The sequence below is a fragment of the Streptomyces sp. Inha503 genome, from assembly GCF_047215865.1.
Classification (GTDB): Bacteria; Actinomycetota; Actinomycetes; order Streptomycetales; family Streptomycetaceae; genus Streptomyces; species Streptomyces lycopersici.
In genome coordinates this window covers 3,655,060-3,679,402 of record NZ_CP178360.1, presented here as the reverse complement: position 1 = coordinate 3,679,402, position 24,343 = coordinate 3,655,060, and the positions used below count along the sequence as shown (strand labels likewise).

Sequence of the window (24,343 nt, the reverse complement as noted above, 5' to 3'; positions counted from 1 at the left end):
GGGAGGGTGGTTATGCGGTCTCGCGGACCGCGCGGGCGAGGGTCCGCAGCCCCTCGTCCAGGTCTTCGGGGGAGATCGTCAGCGCGGGCAGCAGCTTGACGACCTCGCTCTCGGGGCCGGAGGTCTCGACCAGCAGGCCGAGTTCGAAGGCGCGCTTGCAGATCGCCGAGGCGCGCGGCTTGTCCTCGAACTCGATGCCCCACACCAGGCCACGGCCGCGGAAGTGGGCGCCGGACTGCTCCTCGCAGATGGCGCGCAGGGCCTGCTCGACCTGCTCGCCGCGGGCCAGGGTCTGCTTCTCCATCTGGCCGTCCGCCCAGTAGGTGTCCAGGGTGGCGGCGGCGGTGACGAACGCGGGGTTGTTGCCGCGGAACGTGCCGTTGTGCTCGCCCGGCTCCCAAATGTCCAGCTCGGGCTTGAAGAGGGTGAGCGACATCGGCATGCCGTAGCCGCTGATGGACTTGGAGACGGTCACGATGTCCGGGGTGATGCCCGCCTCCTCGAAGGAGAAGAAGGCGCCGGTACGGCCGCAGCCCATCTGGATGTCGTCGACGATCAGCAGCATGTCCTGGCGCTCGCACAGCTCGGCCAGGGCGCGCAGCCACTCGGGCCGGGCCACGTTGATACCGCCCTCGCCCTGCACGGTCTCGACGATCACGGCGGCGGGCTTGTTGAGCCCGGAGCCCTGGTCCTCCAGCAGCCGCTCGAACCACAGGAAGTCCTCGACCGTGCCGTCGAAGTAGTTGTCGAACGGCATCGGGGTGCCGTGGACCAGCGGGATGCCCGCGCCGGCGCGCTTGAAGGCGTTGCCGGTCACGGCCAGCGAGCCCAGCGACATGCCGTGGAAGGCGTTGGTGAAGGAGACGATCGACTCGCGGCCCTTGACCTTACGGGCCAGTTTGAGCGCGGCCTCGACGGCGTTGGTGCCGGTCGGGCCCGGGAACATGACCTTGTAGGGCAGGTCGCGGGGCCGCAGGATGTTGTTCTGGAACGACTCGAGGAATGCGCGCTTGGCCGTGGTGGACATGTCCAGGCCGTGGGTGACGCCGTCACGCTCGATGTAGTCGATCAGGGCCCGTTTCAGCACCGGGTTGTTGTGGCCGTAGTTGAGCGATCCGGCCCCGGCGAAGAAGTCGAGGTAGGTGTGGCCGTCCTCGTCGTACATGTGGCTGCCCTGCGCGCGGTCGAAGACAGCAGGCCAACCGCGGCAGTAGCTGCGCACCTCCGACTCCAGGGCCTCGAAGACGCTCAGGGCGGGCGGGGTGATGGTCACAGCGTTCTCCTGGGAGAGGGGTGTGAGGGGGGTGAGGAGGGGGTGATGGATCGGGGGTCGATCGAGGTCGGGGTCAGGTCCGGTCGGCGCTCGGGCCGAGCGGGCCGAGCGGACCGATGCGGTAGAGCACCTCGGGCTCGTGCGCACCGTCGGGGAACAGACCGCCGTGGAAGAGCACCTCACGCTCGAGCGGGGCTTCGTGCCGTTCCGCGAACGAGGTGAACAGCCGCTTCGAGGCGGTGTTGTCCGGGGTGATCGTCGTCTCGATGCCGCGGACGCCCGTCGCGGCGACCCGCTTGACCAGCCCGTCCAGCAGGGTGGCGGCCAGTCCGCGGCCACGCCAGGCGTGGTCGACGGCGACCTGCCAGACGACCAGGGTCTCGGGGCGCTCGGGGCGGACGTAGCCGGTGATGAAGCCGACCGGTCCGCCGTCGGCGTCGCGCGCCACTACGGATGTGGCGGCGAAGTCGCGGCACCACAGGAGGTAGCTGTAGGAGGAGTTGAGGTCCAGGGTTTTGGAGTCGCGGGCGATTCGCCAGATCGCGGCTCCGTCCTCGACGCGCGGGGTGTCGAGCGACAGGCCCTCCGGCAAATCCAATTCGCTACGGACTAGGTCTGCTTGTGCGGCGGTCATGCAAATTCAATTTACCCAGCAGAATCAGAAAATGCATCGTGGTGGGGGGTTACGTGAAAGGGGGTCGATGTGTTATCACGCGGCCGCGCGCGCACGCGCGGCCGCTCGCCGAAAGGCGGTGATTTGTGGGGGAGTTACCGGGTCATAGCGCATGGCATGTGGAGTCTGTCACATGTGCGTAACTGGCCGGTGACCCGCTTGAATTTTGGTGGCAGGATCTCGTGAAAAATTTTGTGTTTAGGAATCACAAAAGCGGGCAGACGAATGTGGAAGCAGTAGCGGAAAAACGCGGGGAATTTCTGGCCAAGCCGCCATGAATTCAATCTCCCACGGTGAACTGAGGGAAGTCGCCCCGCACGGCGAAGGCCCCGGAGGCGCCGTTGCCCGAGGCCGCGTACGCGTCCCGGCCGGTGTCCCGGTCGCCCTCGGCGTGGTTGTACTGCCCCGCGAAGACATACCGGCCCGTGGGCACGGTCGCCCCCTTCCGGAGCGTCCAGCGGTAGACCAGCACACCGTCCTCGACATGGGTGGCGGTGGTCACATCGCCGGTCGGCAGCGAGCTCCAGGACCCGGTGGACCGCACACCTCCGGTGTCCGCCACCCGCAGCTCCACCGTCAGGGAGGTCAGCGGCCTGCCGATGGTGAGCGTGATGTCGCTCTGCGCCCAGTACGGATTGGAATGGGTGTTGATGGCGCCCTTGGATCGCACGGTCGGCTCGGCGAGGTGGTTTGGACCGGCCGCGGTGGGATAGGCGCTCGGCGTGTGCCGCTCAGCATCGCTCTGCGACCCGGCGTCCGGCTCGTCCCCGGGCCGCCGGTCCGCGTCCGCGCTGCTCGTGCCGGCGCCCGCGCCCGCCGGGGGCGCGGCTGGCTCGCTCGAGGTGCGCACCGTCTGCGGTCGCTCGGCACCGTCCGTGGCCACCACCGCGATCCCCGTCGCGGCGACCGCCGCGGCCAGCCCGGCGACCGGGCTCACCACCCGGGTCCAGCGCGGGCTCCTCCGCGGGACGCGGCGCCGGTCGTCGGCCGCCATGCCCGCCGTGACCCGGGCCAGCATCCGGATCCGGTCCGGCTCATGGGAGGCGGCGGCCGTACGCAGCTCGGCGACGACGTCGCGGCTCTCGGGGCGGCCGCGGCTCTCGGGGCGCTCGCGATGCTCGATCATCAACTGCCCCCTCCTGCGTGCCCGGCGTGGCCTATATGACCGGAGTGGCGGGCTGGACCTGTGTGACCGGTGTGGCTCGTGTGACTGGTGTGGTTCATGTGGTCTGTGTGGCCCGTGTTTCCGGCGCGGAGCGTTCGAACCGTCCGTCCGGTCCGTTCGGGCTCGGTCGCCGCGGACAGTTCCTCCTCGTCCTCGCCGTCCGGAGGGCCGAGCAGCCGCTCCAGCTCGGCGATGCCCCGTGAGGTCTGGCTCTTGACCGTGCCCACCGAAATGCCCAGCGTACGGGCCGTCTCCCGCTCGGAGAGGTCGAAGGCGTGGCGCAGCACCACACACGCGCGCTTGCGGAACGGCAGCCGGACCAGCGCGGCCTGCACATCCACCACGGCGGACACATCCGGGTCGTCCACGCGGTCGGGGCGCTGCGAGGAGAAGAGCGCCACACGGCGCCGTTCGCGCACCAGACTGCGGATCCGGGACCGGGCCAGGTTGGCGACCACACCACGGGCGTACGCGGCCGGGTGGTCGGCGGCCCGCACCCGGTCCCACTGGTGCCAGACCGCCACCAGAGCGTCGGCCGCCAGGTCGTCCGCCCCGTCGGAGCTGCCGAGCAGCAGATGGGCGAGGCGGGCCAGCTCGGCGTGGTGCCGCTCGAAGAAGTCCCGGAACTCGGCTTGTGGATCGGCCGGTAAGGCGTCGGCGGGCGGCACGTCGGCCGGTAGGGCGGCAGCGGACAAGGCGTCGGCCGATAGGGCTTCGGCGGGTAAGCCGTCGGGGCCCTCCGGTGCGTCGGGCGCCTGCGGGGACATGTGCCCCGGGGCCCCCGGACCCCGTGGCGGGTCCGCCATGCGCGCCGCGTCCATCCGTACGGCTCGCGCGGTGCCCGAGGCGGCCGCGTCATCGGCGGGAGCGCTCACGAGGACCTCCTCACTGCCGCTCGTCCGGTGGGTTGCGTGAGCGTAGCAGCGCTCTGCGTGTTGTTCGAGTGGCGCCGTTCCCGCTGAGGGGAATTGGCCGGTCAACGCCCTGCCCCGGTCTCGTACAGTGCGTTGCATGAGGGATAGCGCGGTGCTCCACATCAAGGGCCGGGTCCTGGTCGGACCGGACACCGGCGACGCTGCCGGGGACGTACGGGACGAGCTGTGGGTGGTCGACGGCAGGATCACCTTCGAGCGGCCCTCCGGGGCCAGGGACATCCGGCTGATCGAGGGCTGGGCGCTGCCCGGCCTCGTCGACGCCCACTGCCATGTGGGACTCGACGCCCATGGGGCGGTGGACGACTCGACGAGCGAGAAACAGGCGCTGACCGACCGGGACGCCGGGGCGCTGCTGCTGCGGGACGCCGGATCGCCGGCCGACACCCGCTGGATCGACGACCGCGAGGACCTGCCCCGCATCATCCGGGCCGGCCGCCATATCGCCCGCACCAAGCGCTACATCCGCAACTACGCGCATGAGATCGAGCCCGAGGACCTGGTCGCCTATGTGGCCGCGGAGGCGCGGCGCGGCGACGGCTGGGTCAAGCTGGTCGGCGACTGGATCGACCGGGAGACCGGCGACCTGGGGTCCTGCTGGCCGCGCGGCGCGGTCGAGGAGGCCATCGCGGAGGCGCACCGGCTGGGCGCGCGGGTCACGGCGCACTGTTTCGCCGAGGAGAGCCTGGCTCCGCTGGTCGAGGCGGGGATCGACTGCGTCGAGCACGCCACCGGGCTCACCGAGGAGACCATCCCGCTGTTCGCCGAGCGGGGCGTGGCGATCGTGCCGACCCTGGTCAACATCGCCACCTTTCCCCGGCTGGCGCTGGGCGGCGAGGCGAGGTTCCCGCGCTGGGCCGACCATATGCGGCGGCTGCACGCGCGCCGCTACGAGACGGTGCGGGCGGCCTACGACGCGGGCATCCCGATCTACACCGGCACGGACGCGGGCGGCGGCCTGGCCCATGGGCTGGTCGGGCAGGAGGTCGCCGAGCTGGTGAAGGCGGGTATCCCGGTCCGCGACGCGCTCTCGGCGGCGACCTGGGGAGCGCGGGACTGGCTCGGGCGGCCGGGGCTCACCGAGGGCGCCTCCGCCGATCTCGTCGTCTACGACGCGGACCCGTGCGCCGATGTGCGGGTGCTGACGACGCCGCGGCGGGTGGTGCTGCGGGGACGGGTCGTCGGCTGACGCGGCGCCTGGGGCCGATACGGGCGGGGGCAGGTGGGGACGGGTGGGGACGGGTGGGGCGAGGGGTGCCGGAAGGGAACGTGGTTCGAACTGGGCGGCGAACCACACCCTTTGGGATGAACGGACATCATGTGTCTGCCTGTTTACCCTCAGTGCGCAAATATGGCGTGGTCGAGGCCGTCGGCGCCCGTGGAGTCCCCCGCGGCAGGCGCCGGCGGCTCCATGTCTCCTGTGGGGGTCAACTCACGTGTCCTGTTCCAGTAACACCTACTTCGGCATGCCCACCCGCCGTCTGGCGGCCGCCACTGCGGCTGCCGCGGTCTCCGTCCTGGGCCTGCTGCCCGCGACGACCGCGCAGGCCGACACCGGTGCCACCACCGGTAAGGCGGGTGCGGTCGTGCTCCGCACCAATCTCGATGTCTCCCTGCTCAACAAGACCGTCAATGCTCCGCTCTCGGTCGTGTTGAACGATGTGCAAGCGCCCGCGACCGCCAGCAAGACGGCGCTCAGCGCGACCTTGGACGGCGTGGACGGGGGCCGGCCGTTCAATGTCCTGCGGGCCGATGTGGCCACCGCCCGGGCCGCCGCGGACAAGCAGCGCGCCGAGGGGTACTCCAACCTCGTCAACGCCCAGGTGCATGTCCCGGGCCTGGCCGCGGTGCCGCTGATCACGGTCGAGCAGGTGACCTCGAAGGCGGTGTGCGCCGTCGGGAAGCGGCCGACCGCCCACTCCAACCTGCTCGGCGCCGTCAGCGTGCTCGGTCAGAAGGTCACCTTGCGCACGAGCGGCACCACCACGGTCGATGTGCCGTCGCTCGGCCAGGTCCGGCTCGACCTGTCGCGGACGGCCACCACCTCACGCACGGCGGCGGCCACGGCCCTCAACCTTAAGGTCTCCGTGAACCCGCTCAAGCTGAACGTCTCGGAGGTCGAGGGGCAGGTCACCCTCGCCCGGGCGACCTGTGAGTCGCCCGTGGCCGCGGCGGTCGAGCCCAGCCCGAGCGTGGGCTCCCAGACCAAGCCGGAGCCCAAGCCGGAGCACCTGGCCGAGACCGGCGGCAGCTCGGCCACGCCGTACCTGGTGGCCGGTGGCGCCCTGCTGCTCGCCGTGGGCGGTGGCGCCGTCGTCCTGGCCCGCCGCCGCCGAGCCGGCGCCACCGGCGGCGACGCCACCTGACGCTGGTTCGCCGGCGTTCGGCCCGGCACCCGCGCCATCCGGCGCGGGTGCCGGGGCCGGGGCGGCCGCACGCATGGGTGCGTGCGGCCGCAGGGCCCGCTCATGAGGGCCCGGGTGAGCCGTAGTTGACCGTGCTCCACGCGCCGCGCCGCGTGGGGCGCGGTCGGGCGGCAGCGTCCGCCAAGCGGCCTCGCTGAAGTCCGGTGCGGTTCGGGTGCGCCCCGAAGGGGCGCGGGGCTGTGTCGATATGCGGCTCCGCCGCGGCTGTGTCGATATGCGGCTCCACCGCGTGGGACCAGCCACGACGCGGCCGCGGATGGACGACCGCACCTCGCGCCACTTCCCGCGGAGCGCTCAGGCGGCCGTGTCCGCTATCGCCTTCGTCAAGGCGATGACGAAGCGATCCGTCGTGGCGCGGTCGCGGACGGCGAGCCGGAGCCAGTCCGGGCCGAGGCCCGGGAACGTGTCACCGCGGCGGACGGCGAAGCCCAGCTCCCGCAGTCGGGTGCGGATCGCCGCCGCGCCCGTCACATGGATCAGCAGAAACGGCCCGGCCGCCGGGCCGCACACCCGCACCTCGGCCGACTCCGCCGACTCCGCCAACTCGGCCAGCCGATCGGCCAGATGGGCCCGGTCGGCGGCCGTACGGTGGGCGGCCCGTGCGGCCTCGGCGAGGGCGGACGGGGTGCAGCACGCCTCGGCCGCCGCCAGGGCCGGGCTGGACACCGGCCACAGCGGCTGGACCCGCTCCAGCGCCGTGACGGTGTCCGGCTCCGCCAGTACATAGCCGATCCGCAGCCCCGCCAGGCCCCAGGTCTTGGTGAGGCTGCGCAGCACCACCAGCCCCGGCACATCGGTGCGGGCCGCCAGGGACTCCGACTCACCCGGGACGGCGTCCATGAACGCCTCGTCCACCACCAGCGTCCGCCCCGGCCGGGCGAGCCCGGCCAGGGCATCGGCCGAGTGCAGCACGGATGTGGGGTTGGTGGGGTTGCCGATCACCACCAGATCGGCATCCTCCGGCACGGCCGCCGGGCCCAGCCGGAAACCGTCCCGCTCATCGAGGACCACGCGCTCCACCGTGTGCCCCGCGTCCCGCAGCGCCGCCTCCGGCTCGGTGAACTGCGGATGCACCACCACCGGCCGCCGGGCCGGTATGGCGCGGGCGAGCAGGACGAACGCCTCCGCGGCGCCCGCCGTCAACAGCACCCGGCCGACCGGAAGCCCATGGCGCGCGGCGACCGCCTCCCGCGCCACCCGCCCGTCCGGATAGGCGGCCAGCCCGTCGAGGGACGCGGCGATATGGGCCTTGAGCCAGTCCGGAGGCGTACCGGCCCGGACGTTGACCGCGAGGTCCGTCAGGGCGGCATCGGCACCCCGCACCTCCGCGTCCCCGTGATGCCGCAGATCGAACCCGGCGGCCCCGCCATCGGCGCCGGACCCTTCCGCGGGCAGATCCGCCGATGCGTCAGGGGCCATCGCCGAGGGCTCAGCGGCCATCGCCGACGGCTCAGCGGACATCGGCGTGGGCATCCGGATGCGCGAAGGCATGGGCCTCATCGCTGAACCCGGCGCGCTCGCTGGTGTCGGCCACCTCCTCATAGCGATCCATGACCAGGTCGGCCAACTCCCGCGCCGGGCCGATGACATCGGCCGAGACCACCTCGACCTCGGGGTGGGCGAGCCCCCAGCCCTCCGCCTGCTGCCGCACCCGCTCCAGGGCATCACCCTCGAACAGGAAGTACGGCAGTACCACGACCCGCCGCGCCCCCAGCTTGGCGCAGCGGTCCAGGCCGGAGGCCACATCGGGGGCGGCGAGCGAGGCGAAGGCCACCTCGACGCCCGCGAAGCCACGGCCCTCCCACAGCAGCCGGGCCGCGCGGTGCACCTCGGCGTTGGCCTCGGGGAGCGGCGAACCGTCGCCCACCAGCAGCACGGTCGTCTCCGCGCGGTCCGAGGGCAGCCGGGGCCGATTGCCCAGCGCCTCGTCGAGCCGCCGCTCCAGCAGGCTCAGCAGTGTGCGGTGCGGGCCGAGCGGCCGGGCGGAGGCGAACGAGGCGTCGGCGTGCCGCTCCGCCTCCTGGGCCAGCGCGGCGGCGATGCCGTCTCTGGGGGGAGCCGCCGGGATCAGCGCCATCGGGACGACCGCGAAACGGGTCACCCCTTCCCCGACGAGCCGGGTGACCGCGTCGGACAGCGGGTGGCTGCCCGGTCCGGTGAGGCCACCCGCCACGGGCAGGTCCGGGTGGCGTGCGGCCAACTCCCTGACGAATGCCTGGAAGGCGGCGGCATGCCTTTCGTCTCGCGTGCCGATGCCTGCGATGAGCAGGGCGGGCGGGGTCGTCACGAGGTCTCCTTGGTGCAGGTGGTGCGGTGTCACGGTCGGCGGGGGGCGGGCTGTTCCGCCCCGAGACGTTACTGACCTGCGTCGGGGCGGTCGACGGCAGGTCTTCGCTGCCCGCCCTGCCCGGATTTGACCGCCGCCGGGCGGCGGGCGACGGCGCAGGTGGCCTTCCCGGGGCGGCCGTGTGGCGTGGACTTCCGCTTGGCGACGAGCAGTTGGCCCCCCGGACCGGCGGCCAGCAGCGCGGCCGCCTCGGCGACCCCGGCCGTGCCCACGGCGGTGAGCGGTGCCGTGGACGGGTTCGGCACCTCCACCGCGGCCAGCGCCTCCGCCGGGTATCCGCACAGCGGCACCCCCAGCCGTTCGGCCGCCGTCAGCAGCCCGGCCTCCCCGGCCTTGGCCTCGACCGTAGCCAACTCGGCGACGCCCCGCGGCGGAAGGCCCGCCTCCGCCAGGGTGGCCTCGACCAGCCCGAGCACCTCGTCGGCGGATACGCCCCGGCCGGCCCCGACCCCGACGACAAGCGGTGCCGCGGGCGGGGGAGACGCCGTGCCCCAGCCGATGACCTCCACGTCAGCTCACCGCCTCGGCTCAACCGGCAGGGGGCGCACATCTGTCGACGAACCGGGCCGCCGCCCCTGGGACCGAGGCCCAGTGCACATGCAGATAGGAGGCATGCACATCTCCCTGTGCGAACCCTTCGGTACGACGCTCCGGGTGGACGAGCCCCCAGGCGGGCTCCGGCCCCGCTCCGGGCACGATGGTGGTGCGGTGGAACTCATGGCCGCGCACCCGTGTCCCCGCGGCGGCGAGTGAGGTGTCGGAGACGGCCACGGCCTCACGGTAGCCCAGCGTCAGACGTTCCGACATCCGTGCCTTCGCGGCCAGCACCCCGCACATCGGCTCCCCGTCCAGCGAATGCGCCAGATACAGCAGGCCGGCACATTCGGCGGCGATGGGCGCGCCGGACGCGGCGAGCCCGGCGACGGCGGTGCGCAGCGGCTCGTTCGCGGACAGCTCGGGGGCGTAGACCTCCGGGAACCCGCCGCCGATCACCAGACCGCCGGTGCTCTCGGGGAGGCGCTCGTCCCGCAGCGGGTCGAAGGGGACGACCCGCGCCCCGGCGGCCGTGAGCAGCTCGGCGTGCTCCGCGTACGAGAAGGTGAACGCGGCCCCGCCCGCCACGGCGACCACCGGCCGCGCCGCCCGGCCGCCCCGGACCCCGGCACCGGGGACGGCGTCCATCGCCCGGTGTATCTCCTCCTCCGGATCCCAGGCCCGCCCGGACAGCGGCGGTGCGCTGCGCGCCAGCGCCAGCAGCCCGTCGAGATCGCAGCCCTCCCGCACTCGGGCGGCCAGCGCGGCTGCCGAATCGACCGCCTCCGCATGGCGCTCGGCCACCGGCACCAGACCCAGATGGCGGCTCGGGGCCCGCACCGCCCGCGTCCGGCGCAGCGCGCCGAACACCGGCACCCCGCACCCTTCCAGCGCCTCGCGCAGCATCGCCTCGTGACGGTCCGAAGCGACCTTGTTGAGGATCACCCCCGCGACCCGCACCCCGGGGTCCCAGGAGGCGAAGCCATGCACCAGCGCTGCCACCGACCGCGACTGCGACGACGCGTCCACCACCAGCACCACCGGCGCCCGCAGCAGCTTGGCCACATGCGCCGTCGAGGCCAGCTCGCCCTGCCCGGCCGCCCCGTCGAACAGGCCCATCACCCCCTCGACCAGGGCCAGATCGCAGCCCGCCGCCCCATGCAGGAACAGCGGCGCGATCCGGTCCGGACCGCACAGATAGGCGTCCAGATTCCGGCCCGGGCGCGCATTCCCCACCCGCGACCGGCCGGCCACCGAGGCGCCCGAAGAGGCGGCCGAGGAGATCGCGAGCGCGTGATAGCCAGGGTCGATGTAGTCCGGGCCGACCTTGTGCGGGGACACATCCAGACCGCGCTCCGCGAAGGCGGCCATCAGCCCCGCCGTGACCGTCGTCTTCCCGCTGCCCGAGGCGGGCGCCGCGATCACCAGGCGCGGGACACTCACCACTCGATGCCTCGCTGGCCCTTCTGACCGGCGTCCATCGGATGCTTGACCTTGGACATGTCGGTGACCAGATCGGCGAAATCCAGCAGCTGAGCCGGCGCGTTACGCCCCGTGATGACGACGTGCTGCGTCCCGGGCCGGTCCCGCAGCACCGCCACCACCTCGTCGGGGTCCACCCAGCCCCAGTGCATCGGATACGCGAACTCGTCCAGCACATAGAGCCGGTATGTCTCCGCCGCGAGATCGCGCTTGACCTGCTCCCAGCCCTCGCGTGCGGCCTCCTCGCTGGAAGCCATGTCGCGCTGGACCCACGACCAGCCCTCGCCCATCTTGTGCCATGCGACGGTCCCCCCTTCGCCCGAGTCGCCGAGGACGCGCAGCGCACGCTCCTCACCGACCCGCCATTTCGCGGACTTTACAAATTGGAATACACCGACCGGCCAGTTTTGGTTCCACGCCCGCAGCGCCAGCCCGAACGCCGCGGTCGACTTGCCCTTCCCCTGACCGGTGTGGACGAGCACCAGCGGACGGTTGCGGCGCTGGCGGGTGGTCAGCCCGTCGTCCGGCACGACGGTCGGTTGTCCTTGCGGCATCAGGCGGCCCTCCGGGGGTTCGAAACGGTTCGTACATCGCGCACCAGCGCGGTCACGCTGTCCGCGCGCAGCTCGTCGAGTGTCACCGGTGTGCCCCGCAGTTCGCGGGCGAGCGCGCCCGCGAGCCCCAGCCGAACCGGCCCCGACTCGCAGTCCACGACCACCGAGGCGACCCCGTCGCCCGCGAGCATCCGCGCCGCGCGCCCGGCCCGCTCGACCGGCGTGGGCCCGCCGGACCGCCGCGCCTCCGTGGCCCGCCCGTCGGTCACCACGACCAGCAGCGGACGGCGTGCGGGATCCCGCAGCCGCTCCACTCGCAACACTTCCCGGGCCTTCAACAGCCCGGCCGCCAGCGGCGTACGGCCGCCCGTCGGCAGCCGCTCCAGCCGTGCGGCGGCCGTGTCCACCGACGAGGTGGGCGGCAGCGCCAGCTCGGCGTCCGCGCCCCGGAAGGTGATCAGCCCGACCTTGTCCCGCCGCTGGTAGGCGTCCAGCAGCAGCGACAGCACCGCGCCCTTGATCGCGCTCATCCGCTTGCGCGCGGCCATCGAGCCCGACGCGTCCACCACGAACAGGACGAGGTTGCCCTCCCGCCCCTCGCGCACCGCCTCGCGCAGATCGTCCCGGCGCACCAGCAGCCCCGGCCCGCGCCGGCCGCGCGCCAGCTGGTGCGGGGCGGCCGCCCGGACGGTCGCCGACAGGTGCAGCGCGGAGAGCGTGCCCCGCGGGCGGCGCGCTCCGGTGGTGCGGCCGTGCGCGCTGCGGGCGCGCGAGCGACGCCCTGCCGCGCCCTCGCCCAGGCCGGGGACGTCGAGCCGCCGGGTCCGGAACGGTTCGGCGGCGCCCACGGCCGCCCGCTCGCCTCCGGCCCCGCCCGCACCGCCGTCCGCTTCGTCCGCCCCACCGTCGCGGTCGGCCGGTGCGGAGTCGGATTCGCGGTCGGCCGTCTCGTGCTCACCCGTTCGCTGGTCGGGGACGGACGGCTCGGGCTCGGCGGGCGGTGCCTGCTCGCGCGCCCCGTCGCCCGCGCCCTCCCGCGGTCCGCCCTCGGGGCCGCCCGCGTCATCCGGCCCCGAGCCGCCCGGCCCGTCCTCGGGACCCGGGTCCGGATCCGGCTCCGGGTCGTCCTCCTCGAACTGCCGCAGGATCTCGTCCAGTTTGTCCTCGTCGAGCCCCGGCGCGTCGAACGGAGCCCGCCGCCGTCGGTGGGGGAGCGACAGCAGCGCGGCCCCCCGTACGTCCTCGGTCCGGACGTCGGTGCGCCCCGCCCAGGCGGCCAGCGCGGCCGCCGTACGGGCCGTCACGATGTCCGCGCGCATCCCGTCCACCTCGAACCCGGCGCACACCGCCGCGATCTGCCGCAGCGCGCGGTCGCCGAGAGCCACCCGCGGCAGCAGGGCGCGCGCCGCCGCGATGCGCTCCCGCAGGGCCTCCTCGTCCGCCGCCCAGCGCGCCGCGAACCCCTCGGGATCCTCGTCGTACGCCAGCCGCCGCCGCACCACCTCGACCCGCTCCTCGGTGTCCCGGGACGCCGCGACCTCCACCGTGAGGCCGAAGCGGTCCAGCAACTGCGGCCGCAGCTCGCCCTCTTCGGGATTCATGGTGCCCACCAGGAGGAAGCGCGCCGCATGCCGTACGGACACCCCCTCGCGCTCCACGTAGGAGGCGCCCATGGCGGCCGCGTCGAGCAGCAGGTCGATCAGATGGTCGTGCAGCAGATTGACCTCGTCGACGTAGAGCACCCCTCGGTGGGCGTCCGCGAGCAGCCCGGGCTCGAAGGCCTTCACGCCGTCCGACAGCGCCCGCTCGATGTCGAGCGCGCCCACCAGCCGGTCCTCGGAGGCGCCCACGGGAAGTTCGACCATCCGCGCGGAACGTGCCTCGCCGGTGCCCGGCTCATGGGGCCCGTCCGGGCAGGACGGGTCGGGCGCGGTCGGATCGCAGGAGAACCGGCACCCGGCCACCACGTCCACCTCGGGCAGCAGCGAGGCGATCGCTCTTACGGCGGTGCTCTTGGCCGTGCCCTTCTCACCGCGCACCAGGACGCCGCCCACGGCTGGGGAGACGGCGTTGAGGAGCAGGGCGAGCCGCAGGCCGTCCATGCCGACGATCGCGCTGAAGGGGTAGGTGGTGGTCACGCGGCGATACCTCCTGGGGTGCGTGGGCACAGCGGTCCGGTGTGGGGGCGGGGGTTCCTCATGTCATCCCCCCTGGCACCCCCGGAGGGACGAACGGCAGGCCCTCCGGGACGCCCTCCTCGATGAGCCGCAGCAGCGCGTCCGTGTCGGCGTGCTCCTCGATCAGGTCGCCGAGGCGGTCGAGCTGCTCCTCGCGCAGCTCCCCGAAGCGGGTGTCAGGCGCGGGGACGAACGCCCGGCCCGCCGCGGCGGCCACCCGCCGCAGAAACGCCCGCCGGAAGCCGTCGCTCTCCAGCGAGCCGTGCCAGTGCGTGCCCCATACCGAGCCCACCCGGCAGCCGTCCAGGAAGGGCTCCTCGGCCCCGTCCAGCAGCTCGGCGACCCCGTGGTGGATCTCGTAGCCCTCCACGCGCTCGCCGAGCGCCTCGCCCACCGGCCGGGCCAGGGTCTTCTCGGCCGCGAACCGCACCCGCACCGGCAGCAGCCCGAGCCCGGCGACCGTCCCGGCCTTCGACTCGACCTCGTCCTCGATGCGCTCCCCGAGCGCCTGGAAGCCGCCGCAGACGCCCAGCACCGGACGGCCCTCGGCGGCCCGCCGGGCGATCGCGTCGGCCAGCCCGCGCTCACGCAGCCACTCCAGCGCCCTTACGGTGCCCCGGGTGCCCGGCAGCACCACCAGATCGGCGTCGGCCAGCTCCTCGGGCCGGTCCACGAACCGCACGATCACGCCCGGCTCCGCCGCCAGCGCGTCCACGTCCGTGAAGTTGGACATCAGAGGCACGGCGGCCACCGCTATCCGTAGGACATCCGCACCGTAAGGGGGCGCCACGACGCTCTCCCGCACCGCGCCGCGCAGCGACACCCGCAGCCCGTCCTCCTCGTCGATGCCCAGCCCGTGGGCGAACGGGAGCACCCCGACGGTCGGGCGCCCGGTGAGGTCGCGCAGCATCTCGAGACCGGGCTCCAGGAGGCTCACATCGCCGCGGAACTTGTTCACCAAGTAGGCGGCCACATGCCGTTGGTCCGCCGCCGACAGCAGCGCGGTCGTGCCGAAGAAGGACGCGAAGACGCCACCGCGGTCGATGTCCCCGACCACCACGACCGGAAGCCCGGCGGCGCGCGCCAGCCCCATGTTGACGATGTCGGTGCGGCGCAGATTGATCTCGGCGGGGCTGCCCGCGCCCTCGCAGATCACCGCGTCATGGGTGCTCCGCAGCTCCTCCAGGCATTCCGTGACGGTCCCCAGCAGCGCCTCACGCCCCGCAGAGAGCCTTTCGCCGGGCGAGGGGGCTCCGGGCCCGCCGAAGTACCCGCGCGCGCTCAGCTCGCCCACCGGCCTGCCCAGCAGCACCACTTGGCTGCTGCGGTCGCTGCCCGGCTTCAGCAGGACCGGGTTCATCAGCGCGCTCGGCTCGACGCGCGCGGCGGCGGCCTGCATGGCCTGGGCCCGCCCGATCTCCGCCCCCTCCCGGGTGACGAAGGAGTTGAGCGACATGTTCTGCGCCTTGAAGGGCGCCACGCTGACGCCCTTACGGGCGAGCCACCGGCAGATCCCGGCCGTCACCACGCTCTTGCCCGCGTCGGAGGTCGTGCCCGCGACCAGCAGCCCCCCACCGCGCGCCCCGGAACCGTCCGTGCCGCCCTTACCGCGTATCCCGCTCATCCGCCGCCCCTTCCCAAGGCCCCGGGCCGTCCCGTCAACGCCCGCAGCACCGGCCGGGCCGCCATGGACACCCCGAGCGCCAGGACGCCGGCGCGCCGCGACAGCCGTATCGCCCGCTCGATGTCGGCCGACTCCACCGGCCGCCCGCCGGAGTTGAGCACCGGCCGGTGCTCGACCCGGCCGCCGTACGCGAGGGTGCCGCCCAGCCGGACACCGAGCGCACCCGCGAAGGACGCCTCCACGGGGCCCGCGTTGGGGCTCGGATGGCGCCGGCCGTCCCGCCGCCAGGCGCGCCACGCACCGCGCGGATCGGGGCCCGCGAGCGTCGCCAGGGCCGCCGTAAGGCGCGCACCCGGCCAGCCGGCCACATCGTCCAGCCGGGCCGCCGCCCAGCCGAACCGCCGGTAGCGCGGCGACTTGTGGCCCACCATGGCGTCCAGGGTGTTGACCGCGCGGAAACCTATGAGCCCCGGCACACCGCCCACGGCGCCCCACACCAGCGCGCCCACGACCGCGTCGGAGGTGTTCTCGGCGACCGATTCGACGACCGCGCGGGCGATCTGCGGCCCGTCCAGCGCCTGCGGATCACGGCCGCACAGATGCGGCAGCCGCTCCCGGGCGACCTCGAGGTCGCCGACGGCCAGCGCCCTGCCGACGGCCCGTGCCTCACGGCCCAGGCTCGTGCCCCCCAGCACGGCCCAGGTGGCGGCGGCGGTCAGCGCGACCTCCGCGCCACGGCGGCCGTCAAGGCCTCGTACGGCGCGGGTCAGCAGCGCGGCACCGGCGGCCGCGCCGCCCGCGCACAACGCGGTGTGCAGGGCCCCGTAACCCCGGTGGTCGCGCCACAGCAGGCGCTCGGCGGCCGCGGCGGCGCGCCCGAACGCGGCCACCGGATGGCCGCGGCGCGGATCACCCGTGGCGAGGTCGCCGAGGAAGCCGAGGGCCGCACCGCACGCGAACGAGGCGTGGTCGGCACGCATCCGTCAGGCCGCCGTCACGCCTCGGCGCGGCGATGCGGGACCAGACGGGCCGGAGGGGCCGGAAGAGCCGAAGCGGGCAGGGAGGGCTGGCGGCGTGGCGATGCCGGGCATGGCGGTATGTCCTCACTCAGGGTCCGCGCCCTGGTTCGACGTGACCGGCGGTGAGAGTCTCCTGGCTCCCGGATCCGCGGCCCTCCCGGTCTTCCAGCCCCGCGTACGCGACGAACCGTACGGACGAGCCGTGACCCCAATACAGGCGATGGGAGGGCGCTCCCCGGTGACAGTGGCGGGACCGCGCCGGATTCTCACCGGCTTCCTCTCCTGCCGCCGTTTGGCTCGGGAAGTCCACCATGGGCCGCGAATGGCCGTCAACTCGCATATGACCCATGTCGCCCGAGTGTGCCGAGCCCCACAGACAACCGCCCCTCACGGAACGGCCGCCGGACGGTCGGCGCTGGTCAGCGCCGCCATCCGGCGGCCGGTGGGGCGTTCGGGGAAGCTGGGGCCTCAGACGACGATCAGATATCAGGCGACGATCAGGTAGATGCCGTACGCCACGACCGCGGCGCACACCGCGAAGCAGGCGTACGCGCCGGTGCGCGCGAGCGGGGAGGTGCCCACCGCGCCCCCGGGCACGGCGGCGGCCGTGCCGCCCTGCTCCGGTGCCGCCTTACGGGAGGTGCCGACGATGCCCAGGGTGAAGACGCCCACCATGGCGACCGTCACCGCGAGGCTGATGCCGAAGACCTGGCCGAGTGCCGCCCAGTCGATGCTCATGTTTCCTGGCTCCTTAGCGGGTGGTGCTGCTCGCGACGGCGGGGGTGGGGGTCTGCTCGGGCGTGCTCTCCGAGGTGCCGTCCTCGGGGGCGGCGCTCGACGCACCGGCGGGCGGCGGGGCCACGGACCGCAGGGCGGCCGTGACGGCGCCCACCGGCTCCTGGGTGCCGACCTCGTTGACGTTGGTGTGGTCCACGGGCTTGCGGCGCGACAGCATCCAGATCGCCCCGCAGGCCAGGACGGCGAGCACAGCCACCGCCGTGATTCCCGCGTTCCCCTGGTCGGCCAGGAGCGCGGCGGCCCCGGCCACCAGACCGGCGGCCGGCAGGGTCAGCACCCAGGCGACCACCATCCGGCCCGCGGTCGACCAGCGCACCACGGCGCCCTTACGGCCAACACCGGCGCCCATGACGGCGCCGGAGCAGACCTGGGTGGTGGACAGCGCGAAGCCGATGTGGGAGGAGGCGAGGATGACGGTGGCGGCGCCGGTCTGGGCGGCGAAGCCCTGTGGCGGCTGGATGTCGGTGATGCCCTTGCCCATGGTGCGGATGATGCGCCAGCCGCCCAGGTAGGTGCCGAGCGCGATGGCCAGGCCCGCCGAGACGATGACCCACAGCGGCGGGTCGGCGTCGGGCGACACCACGTTCCCGGTGACCAGCGCCAGGGTGATCACGCCCATCGTCTTCTGGGCGTCGTTGGTGCCGTGGGCCAGGGAGACCAGGGCGGCCGAGGCGATCTGCCCCGCGCGGTAGCCCTTCGCGGTGTCCTCGGGGGAGCGGTCGCGGCCGAGCCGGTAGGTGAGCCGGGTGGCGGCCAGCGTGGCGATGCCGGCCACGATCGGCGCGGCGACGGCGGGGATCAGGACCTTCATGACGATCGCGTCGCCGTTGACCCCGTCTAGGCCGACGGAGACCACGGTGGCGCCGATCAGACCGCCGAACAGGGCGTGCGAGGAGCTGGAGGGGAGTCCGGCGAGCCACGTCACCAGATTCCACAGGATCGCGCCGACGAGCCCCGCGAAGATCACTTCTGGCTGGATACCGGAGCCCTCGTCGATGATCCCGCCGGAGATGGTCTTGGCCACCTCCACGGACAGGAACGCGCCGACGAGATTGAGGACGGCCGACATCGCCACCGCCACCCTGGGCCCGAGCGCTCCCGTGGAGATGGTGGTGGCCATGGCGTTAGCCGTGTCGTGAAAGCCGTTCGTGAAGTCGAACACCAAGGCCGTGACGATCACGATCCCGATGAGAAGCGTGATGTGTTCCATACACCCGGTCAATCAGTTCGAAGGTCGTTAGTGGCACGGTGAACGTAAGGAAACAGGGTGAACGGGAGATGAACTGAGCAGGGCATCGCGGTGACATGGTTGCGGGATCGCTAAAGCCCAGTGAATTTCAGCCTACGTTCCCATGTCGTAGGGGAGTTGAGCCGCGATCGAGGGCCGCCGGAGCAGGCCCCGGGACCGGTCTCGCGGGCGTCCGTCGTCCCCCTGCGTTCACCCGCCCGGAGCCGGGTGCCCACGAGGCACGGTCGTAGTCGCCCGCCGTGCCCGTTCCGGTCCTGCCGCCGCGCGGTCGGCGGCCGCCTGGAAGGATCGGGCCTCGGAGGTGAGGGCAGGTGACCCAGTCGCGATCCACGCGGCAGCCGCAGCCGCGGCTGACGCATCCCCTGCGGCAGGCATGGACGCAGGTGGTGAGTACGGCCCGCAGGACCACCGCGGACGGCCTGGTCGTCGGCACCTCGGGCAATGTCTCGGCCCGGGTCGGCGACACCGTCCTGGTGACCCCGAGCGGTGTCCCTTACGACCGGCTCGGCCCCAGGGACGCCGTCGCCGTCGACCTGGACGGGCGGCAGGTCCTCGGCACGCTGAAGCCCACCAGCGAGCTGCCCATGCACCTGGCGGTCTACCGGGAGACCGACGCGGAGGCCGTGGTCCACACCCACGCCGTCCACGCCACGGCCGTCTCCACGCTCGTCGACGAGCTCCCCGCGATCCACTACATGACCGCGGCCCTCGGCGGCCCGGTCCGCGTCGCGCCGTACGCGCTCTACGGCACGGACGAACTGGCCGACGCCATGCTCGAGGCGCTGCGCGACCGCAGCGGCTGTCTGCTGCGCAACCACGGCACCGTCGTCCACGGCGCCACCCTGGACCAGGCGTACGACCGCACCGCCCAGCTCGAATGGATGTGCCGGGTCTGGCTCACCGCGGTCTCCGTCCCCGGCCGCACCCCCTCCCTGATCCCGCCGGACGAGATGCGGCGCGCCGCCGAGAAGCTGAGCGGCTACGGCCAGAAGGGCTGAGCCCGCCCCGGCACGTCCCAGGCCCGCCCGGCATGCCCCGGACCCCGCCCGGCATGTCCCCGCCCGGCGCACCCTCGGCCCCGCCCCGGGCCCCGCCCCGGGCGGTCACCCGGCCGGGGACGCCCGCTGGCCGGGCGCGGCCTCCCCGACCACACTGGGAGGGATGCGTCTGCGAACAACGGCGGTCGCGGCCGCCACCACCCTGCTGAGTGTCGGCGTGGCCGCGGTGGCGGCCGGACGGTACGCCACCAGCGCTGCGCTGAAACCGGCCCCCGACCGTCCGCTGCCGCACGAGGCGCCGCTGACCGTCCACGCGACCGCGGCCGGCCAGATCACCCTGACCCGCTCGCTCGCCTCCCTGCGCCCCGGCACCTACGGCCTCACCGGCCGCTCCTGCCACGCCGTCGTCGGCCCCGTCATCGAGGACGCCCCGCACCCCGCCGACTGCGTCGTGCGCCGCCTGGAGCGGGTCACCCACGGCGAGCTCACCCCCGGCACCCGGGTCCGGCTGACGCCCCAGGTGCACATCGGCAACCCACGGGACACGCTCGGCATCGACCACGCCGACGTGGACGTGCCCGCCGAACTCGGTCCGCTGCCCGCCTGGTTCATCCCCGGCGAACGCTCCACTTGGGTGATCACCACGCATGGCCTCGGCACCACCCGTGAGCACCCTATGGTCGTCATGCCCTTCCTGCGGCAGCTGCGGGTGCCGGTGCTCGACCTCGCCTACCGCGGCGACCCCGGCGCCCCGCGCTCCGAGGACGGCATATCCCACCTCGGCGACACCGAGTGGCGCGACCTGGACGCGGCCATCCGCTACGCGGTGGGCTACGGGGCGACCGGGGTCGTGCTGCACGGCTGGTCCATCGGCGCCTCGATGGCCCTCCACGCCGCCGCGAACTCCGCGCTGCGGCACCGCGTCATCGGCCTCGTCCTGGACTCCCCGGTGCTCGACTGGCAGGCCACCCTGCGCGCCCTCGCCGCGGCCCGCGGCATCCCCGCGCCGCTGCTCCCGCTCGCCCTGCGCGCCGCCGAGGGGCGCACCGGACTCCACGACAGCAGGCTCCCGGAGGTGGCCGACCCGGAGCGGCTGTCCGTGCCCACGCTCGTCGCCCACGGCCCCGACGACACCCTCGCGCCCTGGCACGTCTCGCGCGAACTCGTCGACCGCCGACGTGATCTGGTGACCCTTCACACGGTGCGGCAGGCCCCGCACGCGGCCATGTGGAACGCGGACCCCAAGGCGTACGAGGAGGCGCTGCGGCGCTTTCTGATACCGCTCCTGTAGCGCCCGTAAGGCGATTTCCCGCACCGTCCGACCTCCTGTAGCGCCCATAAGGCGATCGCGAAAGCGCGTGCGGGGCGGCGCGGGAAGCGTTCGCGGGGCGGCGGCGGAAGCGTCCGTAAGATGGCGTGAACCCTTCGCGGCGACCGCCGGACGGGTGCCGATTGGGCTTTCGGGCCGTCAAAGGCGAGACTGCTTCCGTGACGTCCCGTACTCCGCGCGACTCCCGGCTCCGACTTGTCCGTAACCGGCCGATGGCCACGGCCCGCCGGCCCGCGGTGAACCGCGGCTCAAGACCGGCGCCCCGTCCGCCGGAGGGCACTCCGCCGCCGTCGGAGCTGGCCCGGCAGGCCCGGGCGGGGCTCACCGGGGCCGTGGCGATCGCACACTGGGCCGCGGCCGAGCACGGCGCGCCCGGCGCGCTGTCCGACGAGGCCGCCGCCCGCGCCACCGAGGCGCTCGGGGTGAGCGAGCGGGAGGTGCGGACCGACTGGGACCGCGCCCGCCTCATCGGCCTCATCGAGCACCACGCGGGCACCACCCGCCCCGGCTGGCGGCTCCAGGCGTGGGACCGGGACGACAGCGCCGTACTGCGGGGCTGGGTCGCGCTCCTGGACGCGTGGTCCCTGGCCTGCCCCGCCCCCGAGACGGCCGAGCCGACGGCGGTCGCTGAGGTCGTCGAGGCCGTACCGCAGCTGCTCTCCCTGTTGCAGCTCTCGGCCGGTCCCGTGCCGATCTCCACCCTGCTGGACATGCTCCGGCAGCGGGTCGCCGAGCTGCGCACCGAGCGGTGCGAGGTCCCCCAGGAGGTCACGGAGGACCGGGAGCACGCGGAGGGCGCCGGGGACGCCGGGGGCACCGCGAGCGCCGACGACGCCAAGGACGCCGAGGACGCCGCCACGCTGGAGGGGCTGCTCGACTGGGCCCTGGACGCCCTCTCGTCCGTCGGGGCGCTCACGGTGCGGGAGGAACCCCAGGACGGGCCGGAGGGGCCGGAGGGCGCCGGGAGCGCCGCCGACGACGCCAAGGGCGACCGCCGGGAGGCCGAGCTGACCGCGCTCGGCAACTGGGCGGTGTGGGTCAAGCTCGAGCAGATCTGCGTCGCCGCCCAGAGCCCGGCCGGGAACATCGAGCAGCACGCCGCCGACATGCTGCGCGGCTGTGCGGGCCTGACCCCGGGCCCGGCCCGTGCCGAGTACCGCGCCTGGCTGGCCGCCCGCCCCGTCGGCAGCGCCGTCGTCGAGCTCATCGACGCGGCGCGTGGCGACGACGCGCTGCTGCGCGGGCTCGCCTTCGAGGCGCTGCGCGTCGTCGGGGCGCCCGCCGAGCCCAACGTGCGGGCCGTCGTCGACGAATCGTGTCTGCGGCCGTACGCGCTCCTGTGGCTCGCCGAGCACGAGGGCGCCGACCCGGACGAGGCGCTGGACGCGCTCACCCGCGAGGAGGCCACCTGGCTGTGGGTGGACACCGCCGCGGCCATCTCCGACCACGGGGAGGGCCCGCTGCTCGTCCGCCACCTGGAGTCCGCCGTCCAGGGCACCGTGCCCGCGCTGCTGGCGGAGGTACGGGCGGTGGGGCACCCCCGCACCGTGCAGGTCCTGGTGGCGCTGGCCGCGGCCCACCCCGATCCGGCCCTGGCCAAGGCGGTGCGCCGGGCGGCCTTCCAGGTGCACACGGGCGGGGCCTGAGGCAGGGGCGGCCGGGGGGAAAGCCCGGGGAAAATCGACTTGCCCGCCCCGCTAAACTAGCCGCATGGCAATTCTCCTCGTGCATTAGACGGCGTCGGCCGCCCTCGTCCGTCCCGTCCGCCGTCCACCCTGCCCAGGAGTAATTCCCGTGATCACCGCCTCCGGCGTCGAGCTGCGTGCCGGCGCCCGCGTCCTCATCGAGTCCGCTTCCTTCCGCATCGCCAGGGGCGACCGCATCGGTCTGGTCGGCCGCAACGGCGCGGGCAAGACCACGCTCACCAAGTGCCTGGCCGGTGAGGGCATCCCGGCCGGCGGCACCATCGCCCGCTCCGGTCAGGTCGGCTACCTCCCGCAGGACCCGCGCACCGGCGACCTCGACGTCCTCGCCCGTGACCGCATCCTCTCGGCCCGCGAGCTCGACTCCGTGCTCCGTAAGATGCGCGAGAACGAGGACCGGATGGCCAACGGCAAGGGCGCCACCCGCGAGCGCGCGATGAAGAAGTACGAGCGTCTGGAGACCGAGTTCCTCACCAAGGGCGGATACGCCGCCGAGGCGGAGGCCGCGACCATCGCCGCCAGCCTCGGCCTGCCCGACCGGGTGCTCGGCCAGCCGCTCCATACGCTCTCCGGCGGTCAGCGGCGCCGGGTCGAGCTGGCCAGGATCCTCTTCTCGGACTCCGACATCCTGCTGTTGGACGAGCCCACCAACCACCTCGACGCCGACTCGATCACCTGGCTGCGGGACTACCTGAAGACCTACAGCGGCGGCTTCCTCGTCATCTCCCACGATGCCGACCTCGTCGAGACGGTGGTCAACAAGGTCTTCTACCTCGACGCCAACCGCTCGGTGATCGACATCTACAACATGGGCTGGAAGCTCTACCAGGCCCAGCGCGAGGCCGACGAGAAGCGTCGCAAGCGCGAGCGCGCCAACGCCGAGAAGAAGGCCGCGGCGCTCAACGCGCAGGCCGACAAGATGCGCGCCAAGGCGACCAAGACCGTGGCCGCGCAGAACATGGCCCGCCGCGCCGAGAAGCTGCTGGCCGGTCTGGAGGAGGCCCGGCGGTCCGACAAGGTCGCCAAGCTGCGCTTCCCCGACCCGGCCCCGTGCGGCAAGACCCCGCTGACCGCGGAGGGGCTGTCGAAGTCGTACGGCTCCCTGGAGATCTTCACCGATGTCAACCTGGCCGTCGACAAGGGGTCCCGGGTCGTCATCCTCGGACTGAACGGCGCCGGTAAGACGACCCTGCTGCGGCTGCTGGCCGGGGTCGAGAAGCCGGACACCGGCCAGGTGACCCCCGGACACGGGCTGAAGCTGGGCTACTACGCGCAGGAGCACGAGACGCTCGACCCGGAGCGCACCGTCCTGGAGAACATGCGCTCGGCCGCCCCGGATCTCGACCTCGTCGACATCCGTAAGACGCTCGGGTCCTTCCTGTTCTCCGGCGACGACGTGGACAAGCCGGCCCGGGTGCTCTCCGGTGGTGAGAAGACCCGGCTGGCGCTGGCCACCCTGGTGGTCTCCTCGGCCAATGTGCTGCTCCTGGACGAGCCCACCAACAACCTCGACCCGGCCAGCCGCGAGGAGATCCTCGGCGCGCTGCGCACCTTCGCCGGTGCGGTGGTCCTGGTGACCCACGACGAGGGCGCCGTGGACGCGCTTCAGCCGGAGCGGATCATTCTGCTTCCGGACGGTGTCGAGGATCTGTGGGGCCAGGAGTACGCGGACCTCGTCGCGCTCGCCTGACGGGGCCCGACGGCGGGCGGTGCGGGCCCGGCGGAGGGTCGGGGGTGGCGTTCCGGGCGCCGCCCCAAGAGTCCGGTTCCTCCGGTCCGATCCCCTTCTTGTAGATCATTTGGCCTAGGCGTGATCCATCATCTGAGTGAGAACGGCTGGTATCGCGGCGCGTCGCGGGCCACCGGCGCACACCACGTGCCGTGCGCCGGTCCGGATGTCTGCGACGTAGGTCACGTATGCCCTGACCTGCCTCTTCGTCGATGAACACGAAAGAGTGTCAGGTTGAACAGCGCCGGAATCCTTGCTTCCGAAGGCCGTCGTGCCGCGATTTCCCGCAATCCTTCATCCACAGACCTTGCCGAATGGGTGGCCAGGAAG

Annotated in this window: 18 protein-coding genes, 2 pseudogenes and 1 riboswitch; of the genes and pseudogenes, 6 read left to right on the top strand and 14 right to left on the bottom strand. The window is 73.4% G+C overall.

From position 1 onward, the window contains the following. Window positions 1-10: 10 nt before the first annotated feature. The 4 genes and pseudogenes from ectB to ACJX2R_RS15050 form a co-directional block, all read right to left on the bottom strand. On the bottom strand, window positions 11-1,273 hold the full coding sequence (gene ectB / locus ACJX2R_RS15065) for a diaminobutyrate--2-oxoglutarate transaminase (protein WP_413100527.1): 1,263 nt from the start codon (window positions 1,271-1,273) through the stop codon (window positions 11-13). A 73-nt stretch (window positions 1,274-1,346) separates the two neighbouring features. Continuing rightward, window positions 1,347-1,907, bottom strand: coding sequence for a diaminobutyrate acetyltransferase (ectA, locus tag ACJX2R_RS15060; protein WP_413100526.1), 561 nt, complete (start codon window positions 1,905-1,907; stop codon window positions 1,347-1,349). 319 nt (window positions 1,908-2,226) lie between these two features. After that, the gene (locus ACJX2R_RS15055) at window positions 2,227-3,072 is read right to left on the bottom strand and encodes a hypothetical protein (RefSeq protein ID WP_413100525.1); all 846 of its coding nucleotides are present in this window, start codon (window positions 3,070-3,072) and stop codon (window positions 2,227-2,229) included. Window positions 3,073-3,215: 143 nt separating this feature from the next. After that, window positions 3,216-3,779: pseudogene (locus ACJX2R_RS15050) on the bottom strand (SigE family RNA polymerase sigma factor); the annotation flags it as partial. A gap of 343 nt (window positions 3,780-4,122) precedes the next feature. Here ACJX2R_RS15050 and ACJX2R_RS15045 point away from each other — a divergent pair. Together ACJX2R_RS15045 and ACJX2R_RS15040 are read left to right on the top strand one after the other, a co-directional pair. Next, window positions 4,123-5,232, top strand: a complete 1,110-nt coding sequence (locus tag ACJX2R_RS15045) for an amidohydrolase family protein (protein WP_262702655.1) — start codon at window positions 4,123-4,125, stop codon at window positions 5,230-5,232. 277 nt (window positions 5,233-5,509) lie between these two features. After that, the gene (locus tag ACJX2R_RS15040; protein WP_413100524.1) at window positions 5,510-6,409 is read left to right on the top strand and encodes an SCO1860 family LAETG-anchored protein; all 900 of its coding nucleotides are present in this window, start codon (window positions 5,510-5,512) and stop codon (window positions 6,407-6,409) included. Between the two features lie 354 nt (window positions 6,410-6,763). Here the strand turns inward: ACJX2R_RS15040 and cobC are convergent, their stop codons facing one another. The 10 genes and pseudogenes from cobC to ACJX2R_RS14990 form a co-directional block, all read right to left on the bottom strand. Then, window positions 6,764-7,888 (bottom strand): Rv2231c family pyridoxal phosphate-dependent protein CobC, encoded by a 1,125-nt coding sequence (cobC, locus tag ACJX2R_RS15035; RefSeq protein WP_413105861.1) that lies wholly within the window; start codon window positions 7,886-7,888, stop codon window positions 6,764-6,766. A 31-nt stretch (window positions 7,889-7,919) separates the two neighbouring features. Continuing rightward, entirely contained in the window at window positions 7,920-8,756 is an 837-nt protein-coding gene (locus ACJX2R_RS15030) for a sirohydrochlorin chelatase (RefSeq protein ID WP_413100523.1), read from the bottom strand. Between the two features lie 137 nt (window positions 8,757-8,893). Next, window positions 8,894-9,292, bottom strand: a pseudogene (locus ACJX2R_RS15025) (cobalamin biosynthesis protein); the annotation flags it as partial. A 52-nt stretch (window positions 9,293-9,344) separates the two neighbouring features. Further along, entirely contained in the window at window positions 9,345-10,796 is a 1,452-nt protein-coding gene (locus ACJX2R_RS15020) for a cobyrinate a,c-diamide synthase (protein WP_413100522.1), read from the bottom strand. Next, window positions 10,790-11,386: a cob(I)yrinic acid a,c-diamide adenosyltransferase gene (gene cobO / locus ACJX2R_RS15015; protein WP_037949564.1), complete on the bottom strand. Its 597-nt coding sequence runs from the start codon at window positions 11,384-11,386 to the stop codon at window positions 10,790-10,792. Before cobO ends, ACJX2R_RS15020 begins: the two co-directional genes overlap by 7 nt. Continuing rightward, on the bottom strand, window positions 11,386-13,524 hold the full coding sequence (locus ACJX2R_RS15010; RefSeq protein ID WP_413100521.1) for a putative cobaltochelatase: 2,139 nt from the start codon (window positions 13,522-13,524) through the stop codon (window positions 11,386-11,388). The genes cobO and ACJX2R_RS15010 overlap by 1 nt, the downstream gene beginning before the upstream one ends. A 58-nt stretch (window positions 13,525-13,582) precedes the next feature. Next, the gene (locus ACJX2R_RS15005; protein WP_413100520.1) at window positions 13,583-15,187 is read right to left on the bottom strand and encodes a cobyric acid synthase; all 1,605 of its coding nucleotides are present in this window, start codon (window positions 15,185-15,187) and stop codon (window positions 13,583-13,585) included. Further along, entirely contained in the window at window positions 15,184-16,167 is a 984-nt protein-coding gene (locus ACJX2R_RS15000; RefSeq protein WP_413100519.1) for a cobalamin biosynthesis protein, read from the bottom strand. The genes ACJX2R_RS15005 and ACJX2R_RS15000 overlap by 4 nt, the downstream gene beginning before the upstream one ends. A gap of 165 nt (window positions 16,168-16,332) precedes the next feature. Beyond that, window positions 16,333-16,487: riboswitch (cobalamin riboswitch) on the bottom strand. A gap of 205 nt (window positions 16,488-16,692) precedes the next feature. Next, window positions 16,693-16,944, bottom strand: a complete 252-nt coding sequence (locus tag ACJX2R_RS14995) for a hypothetical protein (protein ID WP_413100518.1) — start codon at window positions 16,942-16,944, stop codon at window positions 16,693-16,695. A 13-nt stretch (window positions 16,945-16,957) separates the two neighbouring features. Beyond that, entirely contained in the window at window positions 16,958-18,214 is a 1,257-nt protein-coding gene (locus ACJX2R_RS14990) for an inorganic phosphate transporter (protein WP_262702646.1), read from the bottom strand. Between the two features lie 350 nt (window positions 18,215-18,564). On the opposite strand from ACJX2R_RS14990, the gene ACJX2R_RS14985 reads away from it, so the two are divergent. The 4 genes from ACJX2R_RS14985 to abc-f all read left to right on the top strand — a co-directional run bounded on the left by ACJX2R_RS14985 (window position 18,565) and on the right by abc-f (window position 23,974). Continuing rightward, window positions 18,565-19,251 carry a class II aldolase/adducin family protein gene (locus ACJX2R_RS14985; protein ID WP_413100517.1) on the top strand — a complete coding sequence of 229 codons (687 nt, stop codon included), beginning with the start codon at window positions 18,565-18,567 and terminating at the stop codon, window positions 19,249-19,251. A 163-nt stretch (window positions 19,252-19,414) separates the two neighbouring features. Then, entirely contained in the window at window positions 19,415-20,542 is a 1,128-nt protein-coding gene (locus tag ACJX2R_RS14980) for an alpha/beta hydrolase (protein WP_413100516.1), read from the top strand. 197 nt (window positions 20,543-20,739) lie between these two features. After that, a complete protein-coding gene (locus tag ACJX2R_RS14975) occupies window positions 20,740-22,227 on the top strand; it encodes a hypothetical protein (RefSeq protein ID WP_413100515.1) in 1,488 nt (495 codons plus the stop codon). A 148-nt stretch (window positions 22,228-22,375) separates the two neighbouring features. After that, a complete protein-coding gene (gene abc-f / locus ACJX2R_RS14970; protein WP_413100514.1) occupies window positions 22,376-23,974 on the top strand; it encodes a ribosomal protection-like ABC-F family protein in 1,599 nt (532 codons plus the stop codon). Window positions 23,975-24,343 lie beyond the last annotated feature (369 nt).

What these genes read in the sequence shown, in the direction of transcription:
- ACJX2R_RS15055 (WP_413100525.1), bottom strand. Translation starts at nt 3,072, where the DNA reads ATGATCGAGCATCGCGAGCGCCCCGAGAGCCGCGGCCGCCCCGAGAGC.
- ACJX2R_RS15000 (WP_413100519.1), bottom strand. Translation starts at nt 16,167, where the DNA reads ATGCGTGCCGACCACGCCTCGTTCGCGTGCGGTGCGGCCCTCGGCTTC.
- ACJX2R_RS15045 (WP_262702655.1), top strand. Translation starts at nt 4,123, where the DNA reads ATGAGGGATAGCGCGGTGCTCCACATCAAGGGCCGGGTCCTGGTCGGA.
- cobO (WP_037949564.1), bottom strand. Translation starts at nt 11,386, where the DNA reads ATGCCGCAAGGACAACCGACCGTCGTGCCGGACGACGGGCTGACCACC.
- ACJX2R_RS14995 (WP_413100518.1), bottom strand. Translation starts at nt 16,944, where the DNA reads ATGAGCATCGACTGGGCGGCACTCGGCCAGGTCTTCGGCATCAGCCTC.
- cobC (WP_413105861.1), bottom strand. Translation starts at nt 7,888, where the DNA reads ATGGCCCCTGACGCATCGGCGGATCTGCCCGCGGAAGGGTCCGGCGCC.
- ACJX2R_RS15040 (WP_413100524.1), top strand. Translation starts at nt 5,510, where the DNA reads ATGCCCACCCGCCGTCTGGCGGCCGCCACTGCGGCTGCCGCGGTCTCC.
- ACJX2R_RS14980 (WP_413100516.1), top strand. Translation starts at nt 19,415, where the DNA reads ATGCGTCTGCGAACAACGGCGGTCGCGGCCGCCACCACCCTGCTGAGT.
- ACJX2R_RS14990 (WP_262702646.1), bottom strand. Translation starts at nt 18,214, where the DNA reads ATGGAACACATCACGCTTCTCATCGGGATCGTGATCGTCACGGCCTTG.
- ACJX2R_RS15005 (WP_413100520.1), bottom strand. Translation starts at nt 15,187, where the DNA reads ATGAGCGGGATACGCGGTAAGGGCGGCACGGACGGTTCCGGGGCGCGC.
- ectA (WP_413100526.1), bottom strand. Translation starts at nt 1,907, where the DNA reads ATGACCGCCGCACAAGCAGACCTAGTCCGTAGCGAATTGGATTTGCCG.